A 19,830-nucleotide genomic window follows, 5' to 3' on the forward strand; every position below is an offset into this window, starting at 1 on the left:
TATAAAAAAAGCCAGGGCATTGCGTCCTGGCTTTTTAATGCTTTTTTATCATGAAATTTTTCGACCAATCGTTCCGACATGTTCCGGTAATAAACGAATAAAAACAATGAAATGATTGATGGCGTGAATTTATTTCCGCTTCGCTGGATAAGAAACATCAATCGTCACCCCATATTCCCCGCAGCCCCCGTCAGACGGGCGATTGACTTTAATAATGGCCGTGGCATGATGCGCTCGAAATCTGATCATCCTCACGGTTTTTACCCATGAACACCTATACTCGCCCGGTGCAGCTGTTGCTCTGTGGCTTACTTTTGTTGACTCTGGCGATCGCGGTATTAAATACGCTCGTCCCGCTTTGGCTCGCCCACGAAAACTTGCCTACCTGGCAGGTCGGGATGGTCGGTTCCTCCTATTTCACCGGTAACCTGGTGGGGACATTGCTGACCGGGCGCTTAATTAAGCGTATGGGATTTAACCGTAGCTACTACATTGCCTCCGCGATTTTTGCCGTGGGCTGCGTAGGATTAGGGATGATGGTCGGGTTCTGGAGCTGGATGTTCTGGCGCTTTGTCGCGGGCGTGGGTTGCGCCATGATTTGGGTCGTCGTGGAAAGTGCGCTGATGTGCAGTGGCACCTCACGTAACCGTGGGCGTCTGCTGGCGGCTTATATGATGGTGTACTACGTCGGTACTGTGCTGGGTCAAATCATGGTCAGCAAACTGCCAACCGATCTGCTGACCGTGTTACCGGTGATGACGGGCCTGGTACTGGCCGCCATTTTGCCGATGCTGTTCGCGCGTATCAACAATCAGCAGGATGAAACGCATGTATCAACCCGCGTGTGGTCGATGTTCACGCTTCGCCAGGCGCGCCTTGGCGTAAACGGCTGCATTATCTCCGGGATTGTACTGGGATCGCTTTATGGCCTGATGCCGCTCTATCTGAACCACCAGGGAGTGAGCGATTCCGGCATCGGTTTCTGGATGGCGGTGATGGTCAGTGCAGGTATCGTGGGTCAGTGGCCGGTTGGCCGCCTGGCGGATCGCTATGGCCGTCTGTTAGTCCTGCGTGTACAGGTCTTCGTGGTGATCCTCGGATGCCTGGCGATGCTTAGCAATGCGGCAATGGCACCTGCTTTATTTGTCCTTGGCGCTTCCGGGTTCACGTTATATCCGGTGGCAATGGCCTGGGCCTGCGAAAAGGTGGAACATCATCAACTGGTGTCGATGAACCAGGCGTTGCTGCTGAGCTATACCATCGGTAGTCTGCTCGGCCCGACGCTGACGGCAATGTTGATGCAGAACTATTCCGATAACCTGCTATTTGTGATGATCGCCTGCGTTTCGTTTGTGTATCTTCTGATGCTGCTGCGCAAAGCCGGGCATCACCCGACGCCGGTGGCGCATGCCTGAGAATTTGGCCCGTTAACGTCTGCGTTATCGGGCTGTTTAACAAAGTCGAGAAATGCCCGAAGCCCGCAGGACATATAGTGCCGATTCGGGTAGTAAAGCTGAAATCCCGGTCGCGCGGGCAACCACTCTTCCAGAACCGATTCCAGCCTTCCGCTGTGCAGATGCTCATTGACTTGTTCGCTTAGCAGGTAGCCCACGCCTGCACCCATGAGTACGGCTTCCAGCTCTGCATCCATATCATCGACGGTGATATTTCCCGCCGCCGCAATATCCAGCTTGCCTTCCGGGCCACTGAACTCCCAGTGGTAAGGCCGTCCGCTGGGATAACGAAAGACAACGCAAGGATGTTGCAATAAATCACGCGGATGCTCAGGTCGCCCAAAGCGGGCGAAATGCGCGGGCGTGGCGACGACCATTAAACGGACGGGCGGGCCAATAGGTACGGCTATCATATCCTGTTCGACAATGGCGCTCAGTCGTATCCCGGCGTCGAACCCCTCGGCCACAATATCTACCAGTTGATCGTCTGAGGAAACTTCGATTTTCAGGTCAGGATAACGGCGGGTGAACTCTGCCAGTAATGGCATCAGGAAAATGCGCGTCGCTGTGCGAGCGGCATTAAAACGCAGGGTTCCGGAGGGCGTTTCGCGAAAGTTATTCACCTCATCCAGCATGTTCTGAATATCTTCAAAAGCAGGGCGCAGTCGTTCATACAGGCTGCGACCCGCCTCCGTAAGCGCAACGCTCCGCGTGGTGCGGTTGAATAAACGGATTTTCAACCGTTGTTCCAGCTGTTTAATAGCGTGGCTAATGGCGGAAGGTGAGAGGCCTAGCGCATCTGCCGCGCCACGAAAACTTTGATGGCGGGCAACGGCGAGGAAGGTGGCGAAATCGGCAATATTGGCTTTCATTGATGAAAATTCCTCACTAACCCATGTTGAATAATCAAATTCACAGGATTATCTCACCTCAGTAAAGTGACAGGCAAATCCCAACGAACAGAGGTAACAATGGAAACCAAAAATATCTATCTGATTTGGGCGCACCCTCGCCATGATTCACTCACTGCGCAGGTGGTTAAGGAAATCCAGCAGCAGGCGGAGGATAAGCAGATTGCGGTTGATACGCTCGACCTTTATCGTGCGGATTTCGATCCCGTACTGCGTACGCAGGATGAACCCGATTGGGACGACCCGCAGAAAACTTACGCTCCAGAAGTCCATAAACTCTTTTCACAGATGCAGGGACACGATACAGCAGTGATTGTATTCCCTGTCTGGTGGTATAGCTTCCCCGCGATGTTGAAAGGGTATCTTGATCGGGTGTGGAATCATGGTCTGGCCTATGGCGAGGGAAGCTCGCTACCCTTTAAAAAAATACGCTGGGTTGCGCTGGTGGGAGGGGCGGAGGATAAGTTTGAGCACTTTGGTTGGCGCAAAAATATGAGTGACTATTTGACCAGCGCCTCAAGTTATCTCGGTGTGACGGATGTTGATGTCACTTATTTGTACAACACGATCGGCGTGGAGGCAGATATTGATAATCGCGAAGAACACTATCGCTCACTCTTTGTACAAGCCAGGAAGATGGTAAAAGCACTGTAAGTCACCAACCTAACCCGCACAGAGTGGGGGTTTTTCGCGATGCAGAGTTATTTCGCCTGCGCCAGAATATTCCCTTCCCAGCCTTTCTGCGCATAGTCATTAAGGCCGCTGATGGTTTTCACCGGCAGACCGGCGCTGAAGTTGATCTGTTTTAAATCCACCCACACCTGCGAGGCGGCAAAGGTCGATTTGAAGTGATACTCCTGATGCGAGAGGTCAGATATCGTCGTCCAGTAGGTGCCAATACCTTTGTTGTTTTCCGGTTTCTTACTGTATTTCGCGTACATATCGGTGACTTTTTGCTCGTCACTTTCCGCCGGAATACCGATCGGGTAGGCCACGTTATTGATGACCGACAGGACAAATCCCTGGGCCTGGTTCTTGTTCTCCGGTTTTGGAAGATTCTGTAAGTTCCAGCTGGCGCGCACCAGACGCTGGTCGGCATCCAGCCCGGTTGGAATAGCGTCGCGTTTCGCGTGGCTGAAACGCGCGAGATTCGCTAACTGTTTGTCGTAAGAAGGCGGGTTGGTCATCACACGGTAATTTTTATCGTGGTAGATATTCACTTTGCCGTTATCAATTTCAATGATGGCAGAGTCGCCACTCTTATCTTCGATCGCAATATGTTTTGTGTCCGTGGCGTAATCCACCGGCAGTTTAGCCGCCGCCAGACGCACGTTATGGCGAATACCCTCGACGGCGTCGTTCACTGTTGCATAGTTATCAAGGATATAGCTTAGCCACGCTCGGCTTTCGAGCACTGGCTTATCCTGATTATCCTGCTGTACCTGCGAGCCATTCATATAAAACAGGGTATGTCCCGCCAGCCCGGCCTCATTCATGCCATCCATCGGAAAGACACCATCCGCATAGACCACGACGCTGCCGTAACGTGTGGTCCAGTGCGCCGCTTTGGCGCTGTCCCCGCCATTATGGGCGATGCCTTTTGGGGTGATCACCAGTGACGGATCGACAGGGCCAAAGAAATCCAGGTTGCGAGCGGTGACCATATAGCCCGGAAACATGTTCATAAATGCGCGGGTACAGGCATCGGCGCTGACGCTTACCCCCACAGTGAGTACCAGACCTAAAGCGACGGCGGAGATTTTTTGATTCTTCATTTTTCTTCCTCAGTTAAGTTCACCCGTCTATGTTAGGGTTAATATGCTCAGCGCAATAAATCACTTAGCGGGGGGAAATCCCCCGTAAATGGATAAGGAACCTATGGAGTCGATTAATTTTTCTCTGGCGCAAATTGAAGCGTTTGCCTGCGTTTGTGAGTGCGGAACCCTGACGCAGGCGGCGAAAAAGCTGAAGAAAGACAGGACGACGGTAAGTCAGCTTATTGATTATCTTGAAATAGACTTAGGTTATGTCCTGTTCGATCGCACGAAGCGTCCGCTTGAACTGACCGATTCCGGCAAACGTCTGTATCGCCAGGCACGATTGTTCTTGCATGAAGCGCAGGCTTTTTCGCAGGTTGCTAAGCAGCTGCCCGATCAGCTCAAGACACAACTGACGCTGTGCTATGACCCCTTCACGCCGCGTGATTTTTTACTCAGCCTGGCAAGCACTCTCGCACAGCAACATATTTCGCTCGATTTGCTGATGTGTGAACGTGAACAGGCGGAGCGTTGGCTGGATGAAGGAAAGGCGGATATTGGTATTTACCAGGCGCTCAATCGATCGGTTAACGATCATCTTAAGTGGCGAGCGGTGGGGGCAATTTCGCTCTCTGTCTGGGCGCGAAAAGGCTTTTTCCCGGTCTCGCCGGTATCGATGTTACACCTCGCCGCCAGCCCGCAGCTTGTGCCGTTCTGCACGTTGCAGCAGTCGCTGGCACAGCGTATTCAAATTGCCGACCATATCATTCGCGTTAATGAAATCACGTTGCTGCAAAAACGGTTGTCCGCCGGAGACGGCTGGGCTTTTTTACCGCGTCATTTCGGGGTGGAGGAGTGGGAGAACATCGAACGCCAGGAGACCGAAGCGGGCGATAAGGGGTTAACGCATCCGGTCGTCGCGCTGTGGAAGCCTGGGCAGATACAACCTAATCAACTGGAGCAGGTTTTGAATGCGATTGATGAAGTCTGGCAGGAAGGTGAGTAAAGCAGGCGGCATGGTCAGCGGTTCATACATTATCGATGATGCTTCCCACGGCGGGCACCGTCAGGATTAAGCTGTCAAACCTGTAACAAGCCTCGACACCGATGCAACCAGTTCCGAGAGTTCATCCTGGTGACGAATGTGACTCAACTGATGTAAACGATCGTGTTCATCCAGCCAGCTCACTAACCCCTGGATCATGAGGATATGCTGCTGACTGTTCGCGGCAGCGAGGACAACGATAAACCGAACATCTGGATGTTCAGGAAATGCAATTCGTTCGCTGCAACATAGCAGGGATAAGCAACTTTGCTGGCTGAGGACGCCTTCTTCGGGGCGGGCGTGGGGAAGGGCGAATTCAGGGCTCAGAATATACCACGGGCCGTTTTCCTCTGTAGCCTGAATGATAGCGCCAGCATAACCGGTGGTTACTTTCCCTTGTTGTTCTAGCGGGAGACAAGCCATTTCGATGGCGTGTTTCCAGTCAATACTATGGTTTATATACTGATAAGCGCTGAATAAAGGATTATCCATAATAACCTCGTAAGAGCGGGCTGCTCCTGGCGTTGAGCAGCCCGTGATGTGACTAACTCAGTGCGTGATAAATAGCAGCGCCAGAGATCCCATACTTCGTTTTTAGCTCGCGGCTATTTCCTGACTCCGTGAACGTATCCTGGGTACCCAAACGGCACAGTTTTGCTGGAATGCCTCTTTGCGTCATGGCTTCCGCAATTTGTCCGCCCAGACCTCCGTTGACCGTATGATTCTCGATGGTGACGAGCGAAGGGCAGCCCTCAATCAAGGCGTAAAAAGCGTCGTGATTAAACGGCTTAAGTTTGGCAACATGGATGAGCTTGCCTTGCTTACCAGCGGCCACGAGCTTTTCGTAACCCTCCATTGCTTGTTCCATTACGGTGCCTTCAAAGAGAATGGCAAAGTCGTTGCCATTCTCTGCAATAGCCGCGATATCGGTAACGCGCGGAATAACGGATTTATCGCGTATTGGCATAGGCTCACGCGCCACGCGGATGTAAACAGGCCCGTCGATTTTTACCGCCTGTTCGAAAGCGTCTTCTATTTCGTCGGCGTCGGCAGGGGTAAGGATCGTCAACCCAGGCAGAACGCGAGTCAGAGCCAGATCTTCGAGAGCGTGGTGTGAGGCGCCATCAGGGCCATCGTCCATGCCCGGATGGCTGCCAACCAGTTTGATATTGGCTTTGGCGTAGCAGGCCTGGCGTAGCTGAGTCCAGGCTGTTCCGGTAACGAACATGGCAAAGTTCACGTAGAAGGGAATATTGCCTTCGACTGCCTGCCCAATGGCAAAACTCATCGCGGAACCTTCGGCGATCCCCATTTCAAAAAAGGATGCCGGATAGGCGGCCTGGAATTGATCGGTTCTCGTTGAGCTCGCGAGATCGCTATCAATAGCGACAATCGGATAACCTTTATTTTTCAAGGCAATAAGTGCTTTGCCAATTTCATCGCGTGGTGCTTTCATTATTGTAATTCCTCCATTGCCTGATGATATTGCTCCGTTGACGGCGTTTTGGAATGCCAGTCGCCGTTGTTTTCCATATAGCTCACACCACAGCCTTTGGTGGTATTTGCGATGATGGCGACCGGTTTACCTTTCAGATAGCGAGATAAGCGCAGCGTATTGGCAACCTGATGCATATCGTTGCCATTCTGAAGTTCAAGAACATGCCAGCCAAAATGGCGCACTTTATCTGCCAGTGGTTCAAGATTGACAACCTGATTTACCGGGTCATGCGAGGAGAATCCATTGTAATCGATGATGGCGACCAGATTGTCTATTTTCGCATGGCCAGCCTGCTGCAAGGTCTCCCAGATTTGCCCTTCATGCATTTCGCCATCGCCGATAATGGCGAACACACGTTCGGTTTCGCCCCGCTGTCGCTTCGCGGCAGCCATACCGAAGGCAATAGACAAACCCTGTCCGAGCAGCCCCGTGGTAGCGTCAACCTCAGGCATCGCCTTGATGCTGGGGTGGCCCTGTAAGCGCGAATTAATTTGTCTGAATGTCTTAAATTCGCTGCGTGCTATGACTCCTTTCTGATGCAGCATGGCGTATTGTGCAGCCACGGCATGGCCTTTACTCATGACCACTCGAGCACGGGGAGATGCGGTTAAATCAACCTCTTCGTTATAAATCCAGGTCAGGATATCGATAATCGATAGCGCTCCTCCTGGGTGTCCGATTCCGGATTCGTAAATCATGCTGACAATATCGCGACGTGCGGCGAGTGCGTGGGACTGAAGTTGCTCTATATTCATTTTTTCCTTCCTATGGCAGCATTTTGCCGATGTAGTACACCACCAAACCCAGGGCAACAAAGTCGGTTTCCGGGAAGCTGGTGCCTGATAAACCTACGGATTCCATGATCGGGTAGATCAATGCTGGCCCAACGCCTATCAATATTCCGGTCACAAAGCTGCCGACAATTGCGCCTTTCCAGCCACCAGAGGCGTTACCAAATACCGCGGCGGTCGCGCCAATAAAGAAATAGGGGATAGCGACAGGGATAATGACCGTCTGGCCGAGGATGGCGAGGAACCCCATAACCACTAATCCACCGATAAACGATGAGATGAAACCCAGCACGGTTGCTGTAGGGGCGTAGGGAAACACTACAGGGCAGTCCAGAGCGGGCTTGGCATTGGGAATAAATTTCTCTGAAATGCCCAGGAATGCAGGGACGATTTCGGACAGCAGCAAGCGAACACCGGTGATAATGATGTATAGCGATGCGGTAAAGGTTAACGACTGGTACAGCGGATAAACCAGCCAGTGCATGCCACCTGCCGCGGCGGTGACGGCAACTTTACCGGCAGCAAGCGCTGCGATGTAGTAGAAGATGCTGACAGATATGGATACGGAGACAATATAGTCTTTAAATATCCCCAGCCAGCCCGGTAGATTTAGTTTTTCTGTCGATTGTTTCGGATCGCCGACTTTTGAACCTATCCAGCCTGAGATAGCGTAAGCCAGGGTGACGTAATGGCCCATGGCAATTTCATCGTTGCCGGTGATCTTCCGCATCCAGGGCTGCGCGATGGCGGGATAGAGACAGGCCGCGAGTCCCAGAAGCACGGAACCAACAATGATGGTAGTCATGTCGCTGTAGCCCAACGCTTTAAGCGTGACGGTGAGCAGGGCGGAGAGATAAAGGTTATGTTGCCCGGTAAGGAATATGTATTTAAAGGGAGTTATGCGGGCGAATAAAAGGTTCCAGCCAAAACCAATGACCATGATGAGCGAGACGCACATGGCGAACTTGGTTTGGGCAAGCCCAGTTAATGCCTCCGCTAATGGCATAACACCTTTCAGGCCGAATCCATCGCTAAATAACGTCTGAAAGTTTCCCAGCGAGGTAACCGCAAGCCCGGCACCGCCAGCAAATACCAGAAATCCCACGATAGTTTTAAACGTACCAGAAAGGACCTTTTCGATGGGTTTACGCTGGATAAGCAGTCCGATTAATGCAATAAAACCAACTAAAAGTGGGGTTACACCCAGAATGTCGAATACAATGAACTTAAGGAGATCCATATTTCCCCCGAGAGAGATTAGTTGTTCTGAACGACGCTGGTGAGCGCAGATTCCATTTCTTCGCTGTTCATCAAATCGGTAATACCGATAGCCCTGAACCCGGCCGCTTCTACTTCATCGGTGAGATCGCGCATGGTGATGACAAAATCAATGCCTCGCCAGGTTGCCAGCCCGGAAAGCACATCGTGTTCGAGATCGATGTCCCATCCGTGTTTATCGATGATTTTTTGTGCTTTAATTTTGAGCATGAGTGAGCTGCCCATGCCGGTACGACAGACGATAAGACCTTTCATAAGATGTCCTTCTGTTTGTGAAAATAATTATTTTTAACTATCATTAATTCGATAAAAATTATTATCACAATCCCGGCCGAAATATGTGACAGCATTTGCATTTTGTGTAAAAAGGCGAAAAATGAGCCAGATAGACAATAATTTGTTGATAAACATACGAAATGAAGCATCCGGGCTAAGTCCGATCCTCGAAAAGGTCGGGCGTTTTATTACTGAAAATCCCGATTTTGTGATGCGGCACACGATTACCGAACTGGCTGATTCCATAGATACCAGCGAGGGGAGCATTACCCGATTTTGTCGAGCGTTTGGATTCAAAGGATTCTCTGACTTCAGAACCGCACTAGCGCTGGAGCAGGGCGCTGCCCGTTCGGATGAACGGGGCGATGATGAGACGTCTGCGGTATTGGCCAGTATTCGTGACAGCAATGCAATTATCGACAGTCTTGAGCTGCAAGCCGTTGCATCATGGCTGAATCAGCTGGGGAACATTGCCATTTATGCGGTGGGTACCGCCGTGCCGGTGGCGCTTTTCCTTCAGATGCATTTGGTGCAAATGGGAAAAATTGCGAGTTTTATCGACAGATCTTATCCAACAGCCATCTCCCCTTTAGCCGATAACCAGAAAACGGGCATTATCGTCATTCATACCGAACAAACGTCTACCGATATGATGCAGGCGCTGTCTCTGGCAAAAGAGCAGGGGATTAAAATATTGTCGCTGACGCGCGGATCGTTTGCACAATTGAACCGCCTCTCAGACTGGAACTTACAGGCTGCTGTGGCGCTTCAGGGGGATGGGGAGTCTGGTTTTGCGGAAATTGCGGGCGCGATGATGGTTGCAGATCGCATACTCAGTGCACTGGAAGAGCAGGACGAACGTTATGTTCAGTGCCGAAAAGCGCATCAGAAACGCATTTTCTCAATTGAAAGCGTGACGAATAAGCTGTCAGAATATTTTATGTCGTAGGGAAAGCATGGCAGATCTCGCGGATTATTATTCCGCATAGCATCTGCCACGCTGAAGGTTTTAGTACATCACCTTATGACCATACTGTTCCAGAATGCCTTTTACGCGTTCCATGGTCTCTTTTTTCGGCGGATGGACGCCATCCAGTTTGTATTCTTCGCCCATCGCAACCCATTTATGTTTACCCAGTTCGTGATACGGCAGCAGTTCGATTTTCTCGACGTTGCCCATATCTCGGGTAAATTCGCCCAGACGGTGCGCGGAATCGTCATCGTCTGACCAGCCTGGAACCACCACGTAACGGATCCAGACGTTGATCTCTTTTTTCGACAGATACTGCGCAAATTCCAGCGTGCGATGGTTAGAGACGCCAACCAGATTCTGGTGAATTTCATCGTTCATCTGTTTGAGATCGAGCATCACCAGATCGGTAACTTCCAGCAGTTCATCGATGACCGGATCGTAGCGACGCACAAAACCATTGGTATCGAGGCAGGTGTGGATGCCTTCTTTCTTACAGGCACGGAACCAGTCACGCACGAACTCTGCCTGAAGAATGGCTTCGCCGCCGGATGCGGTCACACCGCCGCCGGACGCGTTCATAAAGTGGCGATAGGTCACCACCTCTTTCATAAGTTCTTCAACGGTGACTTCTTTGCCACCGTGCGTATCCCACGTGTCGCGGTTATGGCAATAGAGGCAGCGCATCAGGCAGCCCTGGAAGAAGGTGATAAAACGGATACCTGGGCCATCAACGGTGCCACAGGATTCAAAGGAGTGAATGCGACCAGTTACAGACATTGCAGTGTTATCTCCAGTTTTTCCCCGCGTCCGGCAGGGGTGACGATCATGACTTCAGGCCGTCTTGAGTTTATTTTGCACGTTAATTTCATTATAGAGATTAACCCGCAAAATAGGCTCGGAGAGAGTGGGGCACTTATAAGAAAGGCCCCACTTGCGTGGAGCCTTTATTGTACGCTTTTTAAATCGCGATTTCAGTCAAATCCATTACATGGACTGAGTGAAGGTACGAGTAATAACGTCCTGCTGCTGTTCTTTAGTCAGGGAGTTAAAACGTACTGCGTAGCCAGATACGCGGATGGTCAGCTGCGGATATTTTTCCGGGTGTTCCATCGCGTCGAGCAGCATTTCGCGGTTCATAACGTTAACGTTCAGGTGCTGACCGCCTTCGATAGACGCTTCATGGTGGAAGTAACCATCCATCAGGCCTGCCAGGTTGGTTTTACGAACGTCGTCGTCTTTACCCAGTGCGTTCGGAACGATAGAGAAGGTGTAAGAGATACCATCTTTAGCGTAAGCAAACGGCAGTTTTGCAACGGAGGTCAGAGAGGCAACAGCACCTTTCTGGTCACGGCCGTGCATCGGGTTAGCACCTGGTCCGAACGGAGCGCCTGCGCGACGACCGTCTGGGGTGTTACCGGTTTTCTTACCATACACAACGTTGGAAGTGATGGTCAGAACGGACTGAGTCGGGATAGCGTTGCGGTAAGTAGTCAGTTTCTGAATTTTTTTCATGAAACGTTCTACCAGGTCAACAGCCATGTCATCGACGCGAGAGTCGTTGTTACCAAACTGCGGGTATTCGCCTTCGATTTCGAAGTCGATAGCCAGACCGTCTTCGTCACGAATCGGTTTAACTTTCGCATATTTGATTGCAGACAGGGAGTCAGCCGCTACGGACAGACCTGCGATACCGCAAGCCATGGTACGGATAACGTCACGGTCGTGCAGCGCCATCAGAGAAGCTTCGTAGCTGTATTTGTCATGCATGTAGTGGATGACGTTCAGTGCGGTGACGTACTGTTTAGCCAGCCAATCCATGAAGTGATCCATACGGTCGATAACTTCGTCGTAGTTCAGCACATCGCCTTTGATTGGTTCAGATTTCGGACCAACCTGCATTTTCAGTTTTTCATCAACGCCGCCGTTGATTGCGTACAGCATGGTTTTCGCCAGGTTAGCACGCGCACCGAAGAACTGCATTTGTTTACCAACGATCATCGGGCTTACGCAGCAAGCGATAGCATAGTCATCGTTGTTGAAGTCTGGACGCATCAGGTCATCGTTCTCATACTGCAGAGAAGAGGTATCGATGGACACTTTCGCAGCGTATTTTTTGAACGCCAGCGGCAGTTTTTCAGACCACAGGATAGTGATGTTCGGTTCCGGAGACGGGCCCATGGTGTACAGGGTGTTCAGGAAACGGAAGCTGTTTTTGGTCACCAGGGTACGGCCATCAACGCCCATACCACCGACGGATTCAGTTGCCCAAATCGGGTCACCGGAGAACAGTTCATCATATTCAGGAGTACGCAGGAAGCGAACCATACGCAGTTTCATGACCAGGTGGTCAATCATTTCCTGAGCTTCTTGTTCAGTGATTTTGCCTGCTTTCAGGTCACGTTCGATGTAGATATCCAGGAAGCTGGAGGTACGACCGAAGGACATTGCAGCGCCGTTCTGGGATTTAACCGCGGCCAGGTAGCCAAAGTAAGTCCACTGAATAGCTTCCTGAGCGTTGGTAGCAGGACCAGAGATATCGCAGCCATATTTAGCAGCCATTTCTTTGATCTGACCCAGTGCGCGGTGCTGTTCAGCAATTTCTTCACGCAGACGGATGGTCGCTTCCAGGTTTACGCCGTTTTCCATGTCAGATTGCAGTGACAGGAACTGTGCGTATTTGTCTTTCATCAGGAAGTCGATACCGTATACCGCGATACGACGGTAGTCACCGATGATACGACCACGACCGTATGCATCTGGCAGACCGGTCAGAACGCCAGATTTACGGCAGTTCAGGATGTCTTTGGTGTAAACATCAAAAACGCCCTGGTTGTGGGTTTTACGGTATTCGGTGAAGATTTTTTTGATCTGAGGATCCATTTCGCGGTTGTACGCTTTGCAGGAGTTCTCGATCATTTTGATGCCGCCAAACGGAATCAGCGCGCGTTTCAGCGGAGCTTCAGTCTGCAGACCAACGATTTTTTCCAGCGACTTGTTGATGTAGCCCGCGTCGTGGGAGGTGATGGTAGAAGCAACAGCGGTGTCGAAGTCAACAGGCGCGTGAGTGCGGTTTTCCTGTTTAACACCTTCCATTACTTTGTCCCACAGCTCGGTAGTTGCTTTAGTAGCACCTGCCAGGAAGGACTCGTCACCCTCGTATGGAGTGTAGTTTTTCTGGATGAAGTCACGTAAGTTGACTTCATTCTGCCAGTCACCTTTAGTAAAACCTTCCCAGGCTGTGGCTAACTTTTCATTAAGCTCGGACATGTAACACCTACCTTCTTATGTGGATTTTTTATTTACTGCCTGACACAACGCTCACTTTAGTGATGGTCGCCTTCACGCAGGTAAATGACCCAGTATGTCAGCCCAACTAACAGGCCTCCGCCAATGATATTCCCGATAGTCACCGGAATGAGGTTATCAGTGATGAAGTTCATGATAGTCAGGTGAGAAAAACTATCCGGGGTTGAACCAACTGCGGTCCAGAACTCCGGGCTTGCAAAGTTGCGAATCACAATCCCCATTGGGATCATAAACATGTTTGCAATACTGTGCTCAAAGCCGCTGGCGACGAACATGGCAACCGGAAGAACCATAATCATGGCTTTGTCCATCAGGCTGCGGCCAGAGTAGCTCATCCAGACAGCCAGACAAACCATCAGGTTAGCCAGGATGCCGAGTGCAACGGCTTCAATAAATGTGTGGTGCATTTTGTGGTCAGCGGTTTGCAGGACATTCATGCCCCAGCCACCGTTAGCGGTCATATACTCGCCGGAAAGCCACATCAGCAGAACAAAGAGCAGACATCCTACCAGGTTACCAACATAGACGTTCAACCAGTTTTTCGCCAGTTGACCCCATGTGATGCGACCGCTGGCTTTCGCCACAACGATCAGTACCGTGGAAGTGAAGAGGTCGGCCCCGCAAATGACGCAGAGAATCAAGCCCAGTGAGAAGCAGATACCCCCAATCAGTTTCGCGACGCCAAAAGGCATGCCCGCGGTTCCTGTGGTGGCAGTAATGTAGAAAACAAAAGCAATCGAGATGAACACGCCCGCAGTAATCGCCAGATAAAAGGTTTTCAGCGGATGCTTCGTTGCTTTATAGACACCTGCTTCTTCGGCAACTTTGGCCATAGCGGCAGGAACAAGTAGATCAAAAGGGTTGTCAGCTTTCACACTAACTCTCTCTTTATTAAGTCGGCGACGAGATACTAACAAAGCATTATAGATGAGAATTTGATGTAGATCATATCTCGCCTGGCTTATAGGCCCGCAAATCGAATGGTTTTTCATCGAAAGCGGCATAACTTTTTGATTATCAAAGTAAAAATAAATTTTAAAGTTTGCAATATCAGTTGATTTTTTTCGTCACCCTCCCGTTTTGCCAGTTAATTAAAATGGAGTAATGATCATTTAAATTAACATTATTGGTAAGCTACCAATAATAGTGTTTACTTGTACGTAACGTAATTATCACAAATTAATTTACGGCATTTTAGAAATAAAAAAAGGGCCGTTAAACGGCCCCATAATATAGCGTAGACTAATCTTTAAACCTACTTATTCTCCGGTCTTTTTAGCCCTGCTTTGACCAAAACGCAGCTTTTGCACACTGCAATTTTTCATAGGCTGCCAGCAGCGACTGGTGCGCCGGGAAGGCCGCCAGGTCGTTGTCAACGGCCTGCAAACCGTAGAACGGCGCTTCGCCGCTCAGCGCGGCGCTGGCAGCTTCTACGGCTTCAGCACCGTACATACGAATAAACGCGTTCAGGTATTGCAGCGGCTGGCGTTCTTCTTCCTGAGACAGCAGTAATAAGGTTTGCAGGCAACGGTAATAATTCGCACGCTCGGCACTAAAGATTGACGCGTTGAATTCCATTGTCCATTCGGTCCAGATCAGCGCCTGTTCCAGATCGCCACCGGCCAGCGCGAGCATCGCTTTCAACTCACCAACGCGCAGCGTATACCAACCGTTGTCTTTGCCTGTTGCCAGGCCCAGCAGTTCACGCACGCGGGTGAAATCGTCCAGACCTTCTTCATCAAGCTGTTCGATCAGATTCAGGTACTCTTCTTTTTCCCATTCACTGTTTGGCAGGGTCAGAATCGTCTCGCGCAGATGGCTGCCCATATTATTGTTCGCCAGCCACAGATCTTCCGCCGGATAGATATCAGACATTCCCGGCACCAGGATACGGCAGGCGTACACGCCTAAATGCTCGTAATCCGCGATGTACACTTCTTTATCTTCCGCGTGGAAAATCGCCATCAGGGTGGCGAACTCTTCTTCGGTAGTGCCGGAGAAATTCCAGTCCACAAACGGATAGTCGGCATCCTGCTTAAAGAGATCCCAGGAGATCAAACCGCTGGAATCGATGAAGTGGGTTTCCAGGTTGGCATGCTCGGCGACTTCTTCATCATCAAAGGTTGGCGGCGTGAAAACATCCAGATCTTTCAGACCACGGCCCTGAAGCAGTTCCGTAACGGTACGTTCCAGCGCGACGCCAAAGTCCGGGTGCGCGCCGAAGGAGGCAAAGCAGGTGCCGTTTGCCGGGTTGAACAGCACAACGCAGATAACCGGATATTTACCGCCTAAAGAGCCGTCGTAAGCGAAGATAGGGAAACCTTCCGCTTCCAGTTTCTCAATAGACGCCACGACGCCAGGATAGCGCGCCATTACCTCTTTCGGGATCTCCGGCAGGCTGATGCTCTCGGCAATAATGCGGTTTTTGATATGACGCTCAAACACTTCCGACAGACCCTGTACGCGCGCTTCGTTAGCGGTGTTGCCCGCAGACATACCGTTAGAAACGTACAGGTTGCCGACGATGTTCATCGGGATATAAATGGTTTCACCGTCAGACTGGCGCGTAAACGGCAGGCCACATACACCGCGATCGGTATTGCCCGATTGCAGATCGACCATCAGGCTGCCGGTCAACTGATCGTCAGGATCGTAGAACGCTCGCAGACGCGTATCGAGCAGGCCTTCCGGCAGTTCGTCATCTTCCGGGATCGGGAACCATTTTTCGTTCGGATAATGCACGAATGGACCGTTAGCGATTTTCTCACCCAGCCAGAAATCGGCGAAGAAGTAGTTGGTTGACAGGCGCTCGAAATATTCCCCTAACGCAGACGCCAGCGCGGCTTTTTTGGTTGCGCCTTTACCGTTGGTAAAGCACAGCGAGCACGCTTTGTCGCGGATATGTACCGACCAGACGTTCGGCACCGGGTTCAGCCAGGAGGCCTCTTCGATGTCAAAGCCCAGGTCGAGCAGTTTTTGCTGGAAGCGAGCGATGGAATCTTCCAGTGCGGCATCTTTGCCGGGGATATAGGTTTGCGTCATGACGGTCTCATTTTTATCGTACGGAAAGCGCGCAATGATACGGGGTTTGGATGAATGTAGCTATCGCGATTGATAACGATAATAAATTAAATGCGCTGGTCTATGATTAACGGCAATGGCATCTTTGCAGGTATAAAAATGAAATCGTTCGATCTACACCGCATGGCGCTGGATAAAGTCCCGCTGGACTTCCTCGGCGAAGTGGCGCTGCGTTCGCTCTATACCTTTATACTGGTTTTCCTGTTCCTGAAAATCACCGGCCGGCGTGGTGTCCGCCAGATGTCGCTGTTTGAAGTGCTCATCATCCTGACGCTGGGTTCCGCCGCAGGCGATGTGGCATTTTATGACGATGTGCCGATGCTGCCGGTGCTGGTGGTGTTTATCACTCTGGCTGCCCTTTATCGGCTGGTGATGTGGCTGATGTCGCGTAGCGAAAAACTGGAAGATTTGCTGGAGGGGAAACCGGTCATTGTAGTGGAAGAGGGCGAGCTGGCGTGGGAACGTTTGCAGTCTGAGAACATGACTGAGTTTGAGTTTTTCATGGAGCTGCGTTTGGGCGGCGTCGAGCAACTCGGGCAGGTGCGGCTGGCCATTATGGAAACGAATGGGCAAATCAGCCTCTATTACTATCCCGATGATGACGTAAAAGCCGGTTTGGTGATTTTACCGTCGAGCTGTGTCTCGCGCTTTACCACGGTTCCCGAGGCAGCGGACTACGCCTGCGTTCGGTGCAGCGCGATTTTTCACTTTAATGCCGGGGAACATCAATTATGTCCCCGCTGCGCAAATCCAGAATGGTCGAAGGCCAGCACCGCGAAACGCGTCACCTGATAGCGGATTTCTCCATTTTCACTCGTCAATGCGGAAGATTCTGTTGTGTGACTTATGACACATTTTCTGACCGCTCAGTATTACCCATTGCGGCGCGTGTCACTGAATGATAAAACCGATATCCACAGGAATAACTTATACCCGGGTGAACGCACACGGGTAGACAACATTGCAACGTGGTGAGGGGAAATGGCTCAGGTCTTTAATTTCAGTTCAGGTCCGGCAATGCTACCGGCAGATGTCCTTAAACAGGCGCAAAACGAATTACGCGACTGGAACGGATTGGGTACATCAGTAATGGAAGTTAGCCACCGTGGGAAAGAGTTTATCCACGTGGCGGAAGAAGCAGAAAAGGATTTTCGTGACCTGCTCAATATCCCTTCCAACTATAAAGTGTTGTTTTGCCATGGCGGCGGTCGCGGCCAGTTCGCTGGCGTGCCGCTGAACATTCTGGGTGATAAAACCACCGCAGACTATGTTGACGCGGGTTACTGGGCAGCCAGCGCAGTAAAGGAAGCGAAGAAATACTGCACGCCGAATGTGATTGACGCCAAAATCACCGTTGACGGCAAGCGTGCCGTGACGCCGATGAGCGAATGGCAGCTTTCTGACAATGCTGCGTATCTGCACTATTGCCCGAATGAAACCATCGATGGCATCGCTATCGATGAAACCCCGAATTTCGGTAAAGATGTGGTCGTTGCAGCTGACTTCTCCTCTACCATCCTTTCCCGCCCGATTGATGTCAGCCGCTTTGGCGTGATTTACGCTGGCGCGCAGAAAAACATCGGCCCGGCCGGCCTGACGCTGGTGATTGTGCGTGAAGATCTGCTTGGCAAAGCCAACATTGCCTGCCCGTCGATTCTGGATTACTCCGTGCTGAACGAAAATGATTCCATGTTCAACACGCCGCCGACCTTCGCCTGGTATCTGGCGGGTCTGGTCTTCAAATGGCTGAAAGAGCAGGGCGGCGTGGCGGCGATGGATCGCGTCAACCAGCAGAAAGCTGAACTGCTGTATGGCGTTATCGACAACAGCGATTTCTATCGTAACGATGTTGCGGCGTCTAACCGTTCTCGCATGAACATTCCGTTCCAGCTGGCGGACAGCGCACTGGATAAAGTCTTCCTTGAAGAGTCCTTCGCGGCGGGTCTGCATTCGCTGAAAGGCCACCGCGTCGTTGGCGGGATGCGCGCGTCAATCTATAACGCGATGCCGCTGGCGGGCGTTCAGGCATTGACCGATTTCATGCAGGACTTCGAACGTCGCCACGGTTGATTTTTTCGTTTTCATCCCCCGCAGTATTCTGCGGGGGTTTTTATTGTCGATTTTGAGAGTTGAGTTTCATGGAATCCCTGACGTTACAACCCATTGCGCGTGTTGATGGCACCATTAACCTGCCTGGTTCAAAAAGTGTCTCTAACCGCGCCTTGCTGCTGGCAGCTTTAGCACGCGGCACCACTGTCCTGACTAATCTGCTGGACAGCGACGATGTTCGCCACATGCTGAATGCGCTGAGTGCGCTGGGAATTCATTACACCTTGTCTGCCGATCGCACCCGTTGTGAAGTCACGGGTAACGCAGGCCCGTTGCAGGCCAATGAATCACTGGAATTGTTCCTCGGGAATGCGGGCACGGCGATGCGTCCTCTGGCGGCTGCACTTTGTCTGGGTCGCAACGATATCGTGCTGACCGGCGAACCGCGCATGAAAGAGCGTCCGATTGGCCATCTGGTTGACGCGCTGCGTCAGGGCGGGGCGCAAATCACGTATCTCGAGCAGGAAAATTATCCACCGCTGCGTTTGCAGGGCGGCTTTAGCGGCGGCAACGTTGAGGTTGACGGTACCGTTTCCAGCCAGTTCCTGACAGCACTGCTGATGACCGCGCCGTTGGCACCGAATGACACCACCATCACCATCAAAGGCGATCTGGTTTCTAAACCGTATATCGACATCACCCTGCACCTGATGAAAACGTTTGGTGTTGAGGTGGAAAACCAACACTATCAGCGCTTTGTCGTGCGTGGCGGTCAGCAGTATCAGTCTCCGGGCCAGTATCTGGTGGAAGGCGATGCCTCGTCTGCGTCCTATTTCCTGGCGGCGGGAGCAATCCGCGGCGGGACCGTAAAGGTGACCGGGATTGGGCGTAACAGCGTGCAGGGCGATATCCGCTTTGCCGATGTACTGGAAAAAATGGGCGCAACGATCACCTGGGGTGATGACTACATCGCCTGTACCCGTGGTGAACTGAATGCCATTGATATGGATATGAACCATATTCCCGATGCAGCGATGACTATCGCCACCGCAGCGTTGTTTGCCAAAGGCACCACTACGCTGCGTAACATCTATAACTGGCGCGTAAAAGAGACCGACCGTCTGTTTGCGATGGCGACAGAGCTGCGCAAAGTGGGCGCCGAAGTGGAAGAGGGTGAAGATTACATTCGCGTCACGCCGCCGACAAAATTGCAGTTTGCCGAAATTGGCACCTACAACGATCACCGTATGGCGATGTGCTTCTCGCTGGTGGCGCTGTCTGACACGCCGGTAACCATTCTTGACCCTAAATGTACGGCGAAGACCTTCCCGGATTACTTCGAACAGCTGGCGCGTATTAGTACGTTGGCTTAATTGAAATCGTGATCTAAAAACGCCGACCTTGTGTCGGC

At 51.4% G+C, this 19,830-nt stretch carries 18 protein-coding genes; 7 read left to right on the top strand and 11 right to left on the bottom strand.

All coding sequences use genetic code 11. The annotated features are described in order from the left end of the window. Nucleotides 1–266: 266 nt before the first annotated feature. Complete coding sequence (locus AC1MKH_RS08245; protein WP_276218006.1) at nucleotides 267–1,415, top strand: MFS transporter; 1,149 nt, start codon at nucleotides 267–269, stop codon at nucleotides 1,413–1,415. Here AC1MKH_RS08245 and AC1MKH_RS08250 read toward each other — a convergent pair. Next, on the bottom strand, nucleotides 1,388–2,326 hold the full coding sequence (locus AC1MKH_RS08250) for a LysR family transcriptional regulator (protein ID WP_276218004.1): 939 nt from the start codon (nucleotides 2,324–2,326) through the stop codon (nucleotides 1,388–1,390). The genes AC1MKH_RS08245 and AC1MKH_RS08250 overlap by 28 nt on opposite strands. 99 nt (nucleotides 2,327–2,425) lie before the next feature. Between AC1MKH_RS08250 and AC1MKH_RS08255 the strand changes: the two genes are divergently transcribed. Then, entirely contained in the window at nucleotides 2,426–3,019 is a 594-nt protein-coding gene (locus AC1MKH_RS08255) for an NAD(P)H oxidoreductase (RefSeq protein ID WP_276218002.1), read from the top strand. A gap of 47 nt (nucleotides 3,020–3,066) precedes the next feature. Here the strand turns inward: AC1MKH_RS08255 and AC1MKH_RS08260 are convergent, their stop codons facing one another. Beyond that, entirely contained in the window at nucleotides 3,067–4,140 is a 1,074-nt protein-coding gene (locus tag AC1MKH_RS08260; protein WP_276218000.1) for a linear amide C-N hydrolase, read from the bottom strand. A gap of 88 nt (nucleotides 4,141–4,228) precedes the next feature. Between AC1MKH_RS08260 and AC1MKH_RS08265 the strand changes: the two genes are divergently transcribed. Further along, nucleotides 4,229–5,128, top strand: coding sequence for a LysR family transcriptional regulator (locus AC1MKH_RS08265; RefSeq protein WP_327621797.1), 900 nt, complete (start codon nucleotides 4,229–4,231; stop codon nucleotides 5,126–5,128). A gap of 66 nt (nucleotides 5,129–5,194) precedes the next feature. Here AC1MKH_RS08265 and AC1MKH_RS08270 read toward each other — a convergent pair whose 3' ends face one another. The 5 genes from AC1MKH_RS08270 to AC1MKH_RS08290 are packed head-to-tail and all read right to left on the bottom strand — an operon-like array spanning nucleotide 5,195 to nucleotide 8,989. Further along, a complete protein-coding gene (locus AC1MKH_RS08270) occupies nucleotides 5,195–5,659 on the bottom strand; it encodes a PTS sugar transporter subunit IIA (RefSeq protein ID WP_276217998.1) in 465 nt (154 codons plus the stop codon). A 52-nt stretch (nucleotides 5,660–5,711) separates the two neighbouring features. Beyond that, nucleotides 5,712–6,623, bottom strand: a complete 912-nt coding sequence (locus tag AC1MKH_RS08275) for a transketolase family protein (protein WP_276217996.1) — start codon at nucleotides 6,621–6,623, stop codon at nucleotides 5,712–5,714. Next, entirely contained in the window at nucleotides 6,623–7,420 is a 798-nt protein-coding gene (locus tag AC1MKH_RS08280; RefSeq protein WP_276217994.1) for a transketolase, read from the bottom strand. Before AC1MKH_RS08280 ends, AC1MKH_RS08275 begins: the two co-directional genes overlap by 1 nt. Before the next feature lie 10 nt (nucleotides 7,421–7,430). After that, the gene (gene ulaA / locus AC1MKH_RS08285) at nucleotides 7,431–8,696 is read right to left on the bottom strand and encodes a PTS ascorbate transporter subunit IIC (protein ID WP_276217992.1); all 1,266 of its coding nucleotides are present in this window, start codon (nucleotides 8,694–8,696) and stop codon (nucleotides 7,431–7,433) included. Nucleotides 8,697–8,713: 17 nt separating this feature from the next. After that, a complete protein-coding gene (locus tag AC1MKH_RS08290; RefSeq protein WP_276217990.1) occupies nucleotides 8,714–8,989 on the bottom strand; it encodes a PTS sugar transporter subunit IIB in 276 nt (91 codons plus the stop codon). Between the two features lie 121 nt (nucleotides 8,990–9,110). Between AC1MKH_RS08290 and AC1MKH_RS08295 the strand changes: the two genes are divergently transcribed. After that, nucleotides 9,111–9,959, top strand: a complete 849-nt coding sequence (locus tag AC1MKH_RS08295) for a MurR/RpiR family transcriptional regulator (RefSeq protein WP_276217988.1) — start codon at nucleotides 9,111–9,113, stop codon at nucleotides 9,957–9,959. 60 nt (nucleotides 9,960–10,019) lie between these two features. Here the strand turns inward: AC1MKH_RS08295 and pflA are convergent, their stop codons facing one another. The 4 genes from pflA to ycaO all read right to left on the bottom strand — a co-directional run bounded on the left by pflA (nucleotide 10,020) and on the right by ycaO (nucleotide 16,331). Then, nucleotides 10,020–10,760, bottom strand: coding sequence for a pyruvate formate lyase 1-activating protein (pflA, locus tag AC1MKH_RS08300; protein ID WP_149461501.1), 741 nt, complete (start codon nucleotides 10,758–10,760; stop codon nucleotides 10,020–10,022). Nucleotides 10,761–10,967: 207 nt separating this feature from the next. Beyond that, nucleotides 10,968–13,250, bottom strand: a complete 2,283-nt coding sequence (gene pflB / locus AC1MKH_RS08305) for a formate C-acetyltransferase (protein ID WP_276217985.1) — start codon at nucleotides 13,248–13,250, stop codon at nucleotides 10,968–10,970. Between the two features lie 56 nt (nucleotides 13,251–13,306). Continuing rightward, nucleotides 13,307–14,164, bottom strand: coding sequence for a formate transporter FocA (gene focA / locus AC1MKH_RS08310; RefSeq protein ID WP_041686279.1), 858 nt, complete (start codon nucleotides 14,162–14,164; stop codon nucleotides 13,307–13,309). 400 nt (nucleotides 14,165–14,564) lie between these two features. After that, nucleotides 14,565–16,331 carry a 30S ribosomal protein S12 methylthiotransferase accessory factor YcaO gene (gene ycaO / locus AC1MKH_RS08315; protein WP_276217982.1) on the bottom strand — a complete coding sequence of 589 codons (1,767 nt, stop codon included), beginning with the start codon at nucleotides 16,329–16,331 and terminating at the stop codon, nucleotides 14,565–14,567. 138 nt (nucleotides 16,332–16,469) lie between these two features. Here ycaO and AC1MKH_RS08320 point away from each other — a divergent pair, with 138 nt between their 5' ends. The 3 genes from AC1MKH_RS08320 to aroA all read left to right on the top strand — a co-directional run bounded on the left by AC1MKH_RS08320 (nucleotide 16,470) and on the right by aroA (nucleotide 19,792). Then, a complete protein-coding gene (locus AC1MKH_RS08320) occupies nucleotides 16,470–17,162 on the top strand; it encodes a DUF421 domain-containing protein (RefSeq protein WP_276217980.1) in 693 nt (230 codons plus the stop codon). Nucleotides 17,163–17,351: 189 nt separating this feature from the next. Then, nucleotides 17,352–18,440, top strand: coding sequence for a 3-phosphoserine/phosphohydroxythreonine transaminase (gene serC / locus AC1MKH_RS08325; RefSeq protein ID WP_276217978.1), 1,089 nt, complete (start codon nucleotides 17,352–17,354; stop codon nucleotides 18,438–18,440). A 68-nt stretch (nucleotides 18,441–18,508) separates the two neighbouring features. Continuing rightward, complete coding sequence (gene aroA / locus AC1MKH_RS08330) at nucleotides 18,509–19,792, top strand: 3-phosphoshikimate 1-carboxyvinyltransferase (protein ID WP_276217976.1); 1,284 nt, start codon at nucleotides 18,509–18,511, stop codon at nucleotides 19,790–19,792. Nucleotides 19,793–19,830: the final 38 nt, after the last annotated feature.

The sequence above is a fragment of the Pseudocitrobacter sp. CD920760 genome, from assembly GCF_057782505.1.

Excerpts from the sequence above, each read along its gene's own strand:
- AC1MKH_RS08275 (WP_276217996.1), bottom strand. The coding sequence starts at position 6,623 with ATGAAAGCACCACGCGATGAAATTGGCAAAGCACTTATTGCCTTGAAA.
- aroA (WP_276217976.1), top strand. The coding sequence starts at position 18,509 with ATGGAATCCCTGACGTTACAACCCATTGCGCGTGTTGATGGCACCATT.
- AC1MKH_RS08280 (WP_276217994.1), bottom strand. The coding sequence starts at position 7,420 with ATGAATATAGAGCAACTTCAGTCCCACGCACTCGCCGCACGTCGCGAT.
- serC (WP_276217978.1), top strand. The coding sequence starts at position 17,352 with ATGGCTCAGGTCTTTAATTTCAGTTCAGGTCCGGCAATGCTACCGGCA.
- AC1MKH_RS08270 (WP_276217998.1), bottom strand. The coding sequence starts at position 5,659 with ATGGATAATCCTTTATTCAGCGCTTATCAGTATATAAACCATAGTATT.
- AC1MKH_RS08290 (WP_276217990.1), bottom strand. The coding sequence starts at position 8,989 with ATGAAAGGTCTTATCGTCTGTCGTACCGGCATGGGCAGCTCACTCATG.
- ulaA (WP_276217992.1), bottom strand. The coding sequence starts at position 8,696 with ATGGATCTCCTTAAGTTCATTGTATTCGACATTCTGGGTGTAACCCCA.
- AC1MKH_RS08260 (WP_276218000.1), bottom strand. The coding sequence starts at position 4,140 with ATGAAGAATCAAAAAATCTCCGCCGTCGCTTTAGGTCTGGTACTCACT.
- ycaO (WP_276217982.1), bottom strand. The coding sequence starts at position 16,331 with ATGACGCAAACCTATATCCCCGGCAAAGATGCCGCACTGGAAGATTCC.
- AC1MKH_RS08250 (WP_276218004.1), bottom strand. The coding sequence starts at position 2,326 with ATGAAAGCCAATATTGCCGATTTCGCCACCTTCCTCGCCGTTGCCCGC.
- pflB (WP_276217985.1), bottom strand. The coding sequence starts at position 13,250 with ATGTCCGAGCTTAATGAAAAGTTAGCCACAGCCTGGGAAGGTTTTACT.
- AC1MKH_RS08265 (WP_327621797.1), top strand. The coding sequence starts at position 4,229 with ATGGATAAGGAACCTATGGAGTCGATTAATTTTTCTCTGGCGCAAATT.
- AC1MKH_RS08320 (WP_276217980.1), top strand. The coding sequence starts at position 16,470 with ATGAAATCGTTCGATCTACACCGCATGGCGCTGGATAAAGTCCCGCTG.
- AC1MKH_RS08245 (WP_276218006.1), top strand. The coding sequence starts at position 267 with ATGAACACCTATACTCGCCCGGTGCAGCTGTTGCTCTGTGGCTTACTT.
- AC1MKH_RS08295 (WP_276217988.1), top strand. The coding sequence starts at position 9,111 with ATGAGCCAGATAGACAATAATTTGTTGATAAACATACGAAATGAAGCA.
- AC1MKH_RS08255 (WP_276218002.1), top strand. The coding sequence starts at position 2,426 with ATGGAAACCAAAAATATCTATCTGATTTGGGCGCACCCTCGCCATGAT.
- pflA (WP_149461501.1), bottom strand. The coding sequence starts at position 10,760 with ATGTCTGTAACTGGTCGCATTCACTCCTTTGAATCCTGTGGCACCGTT.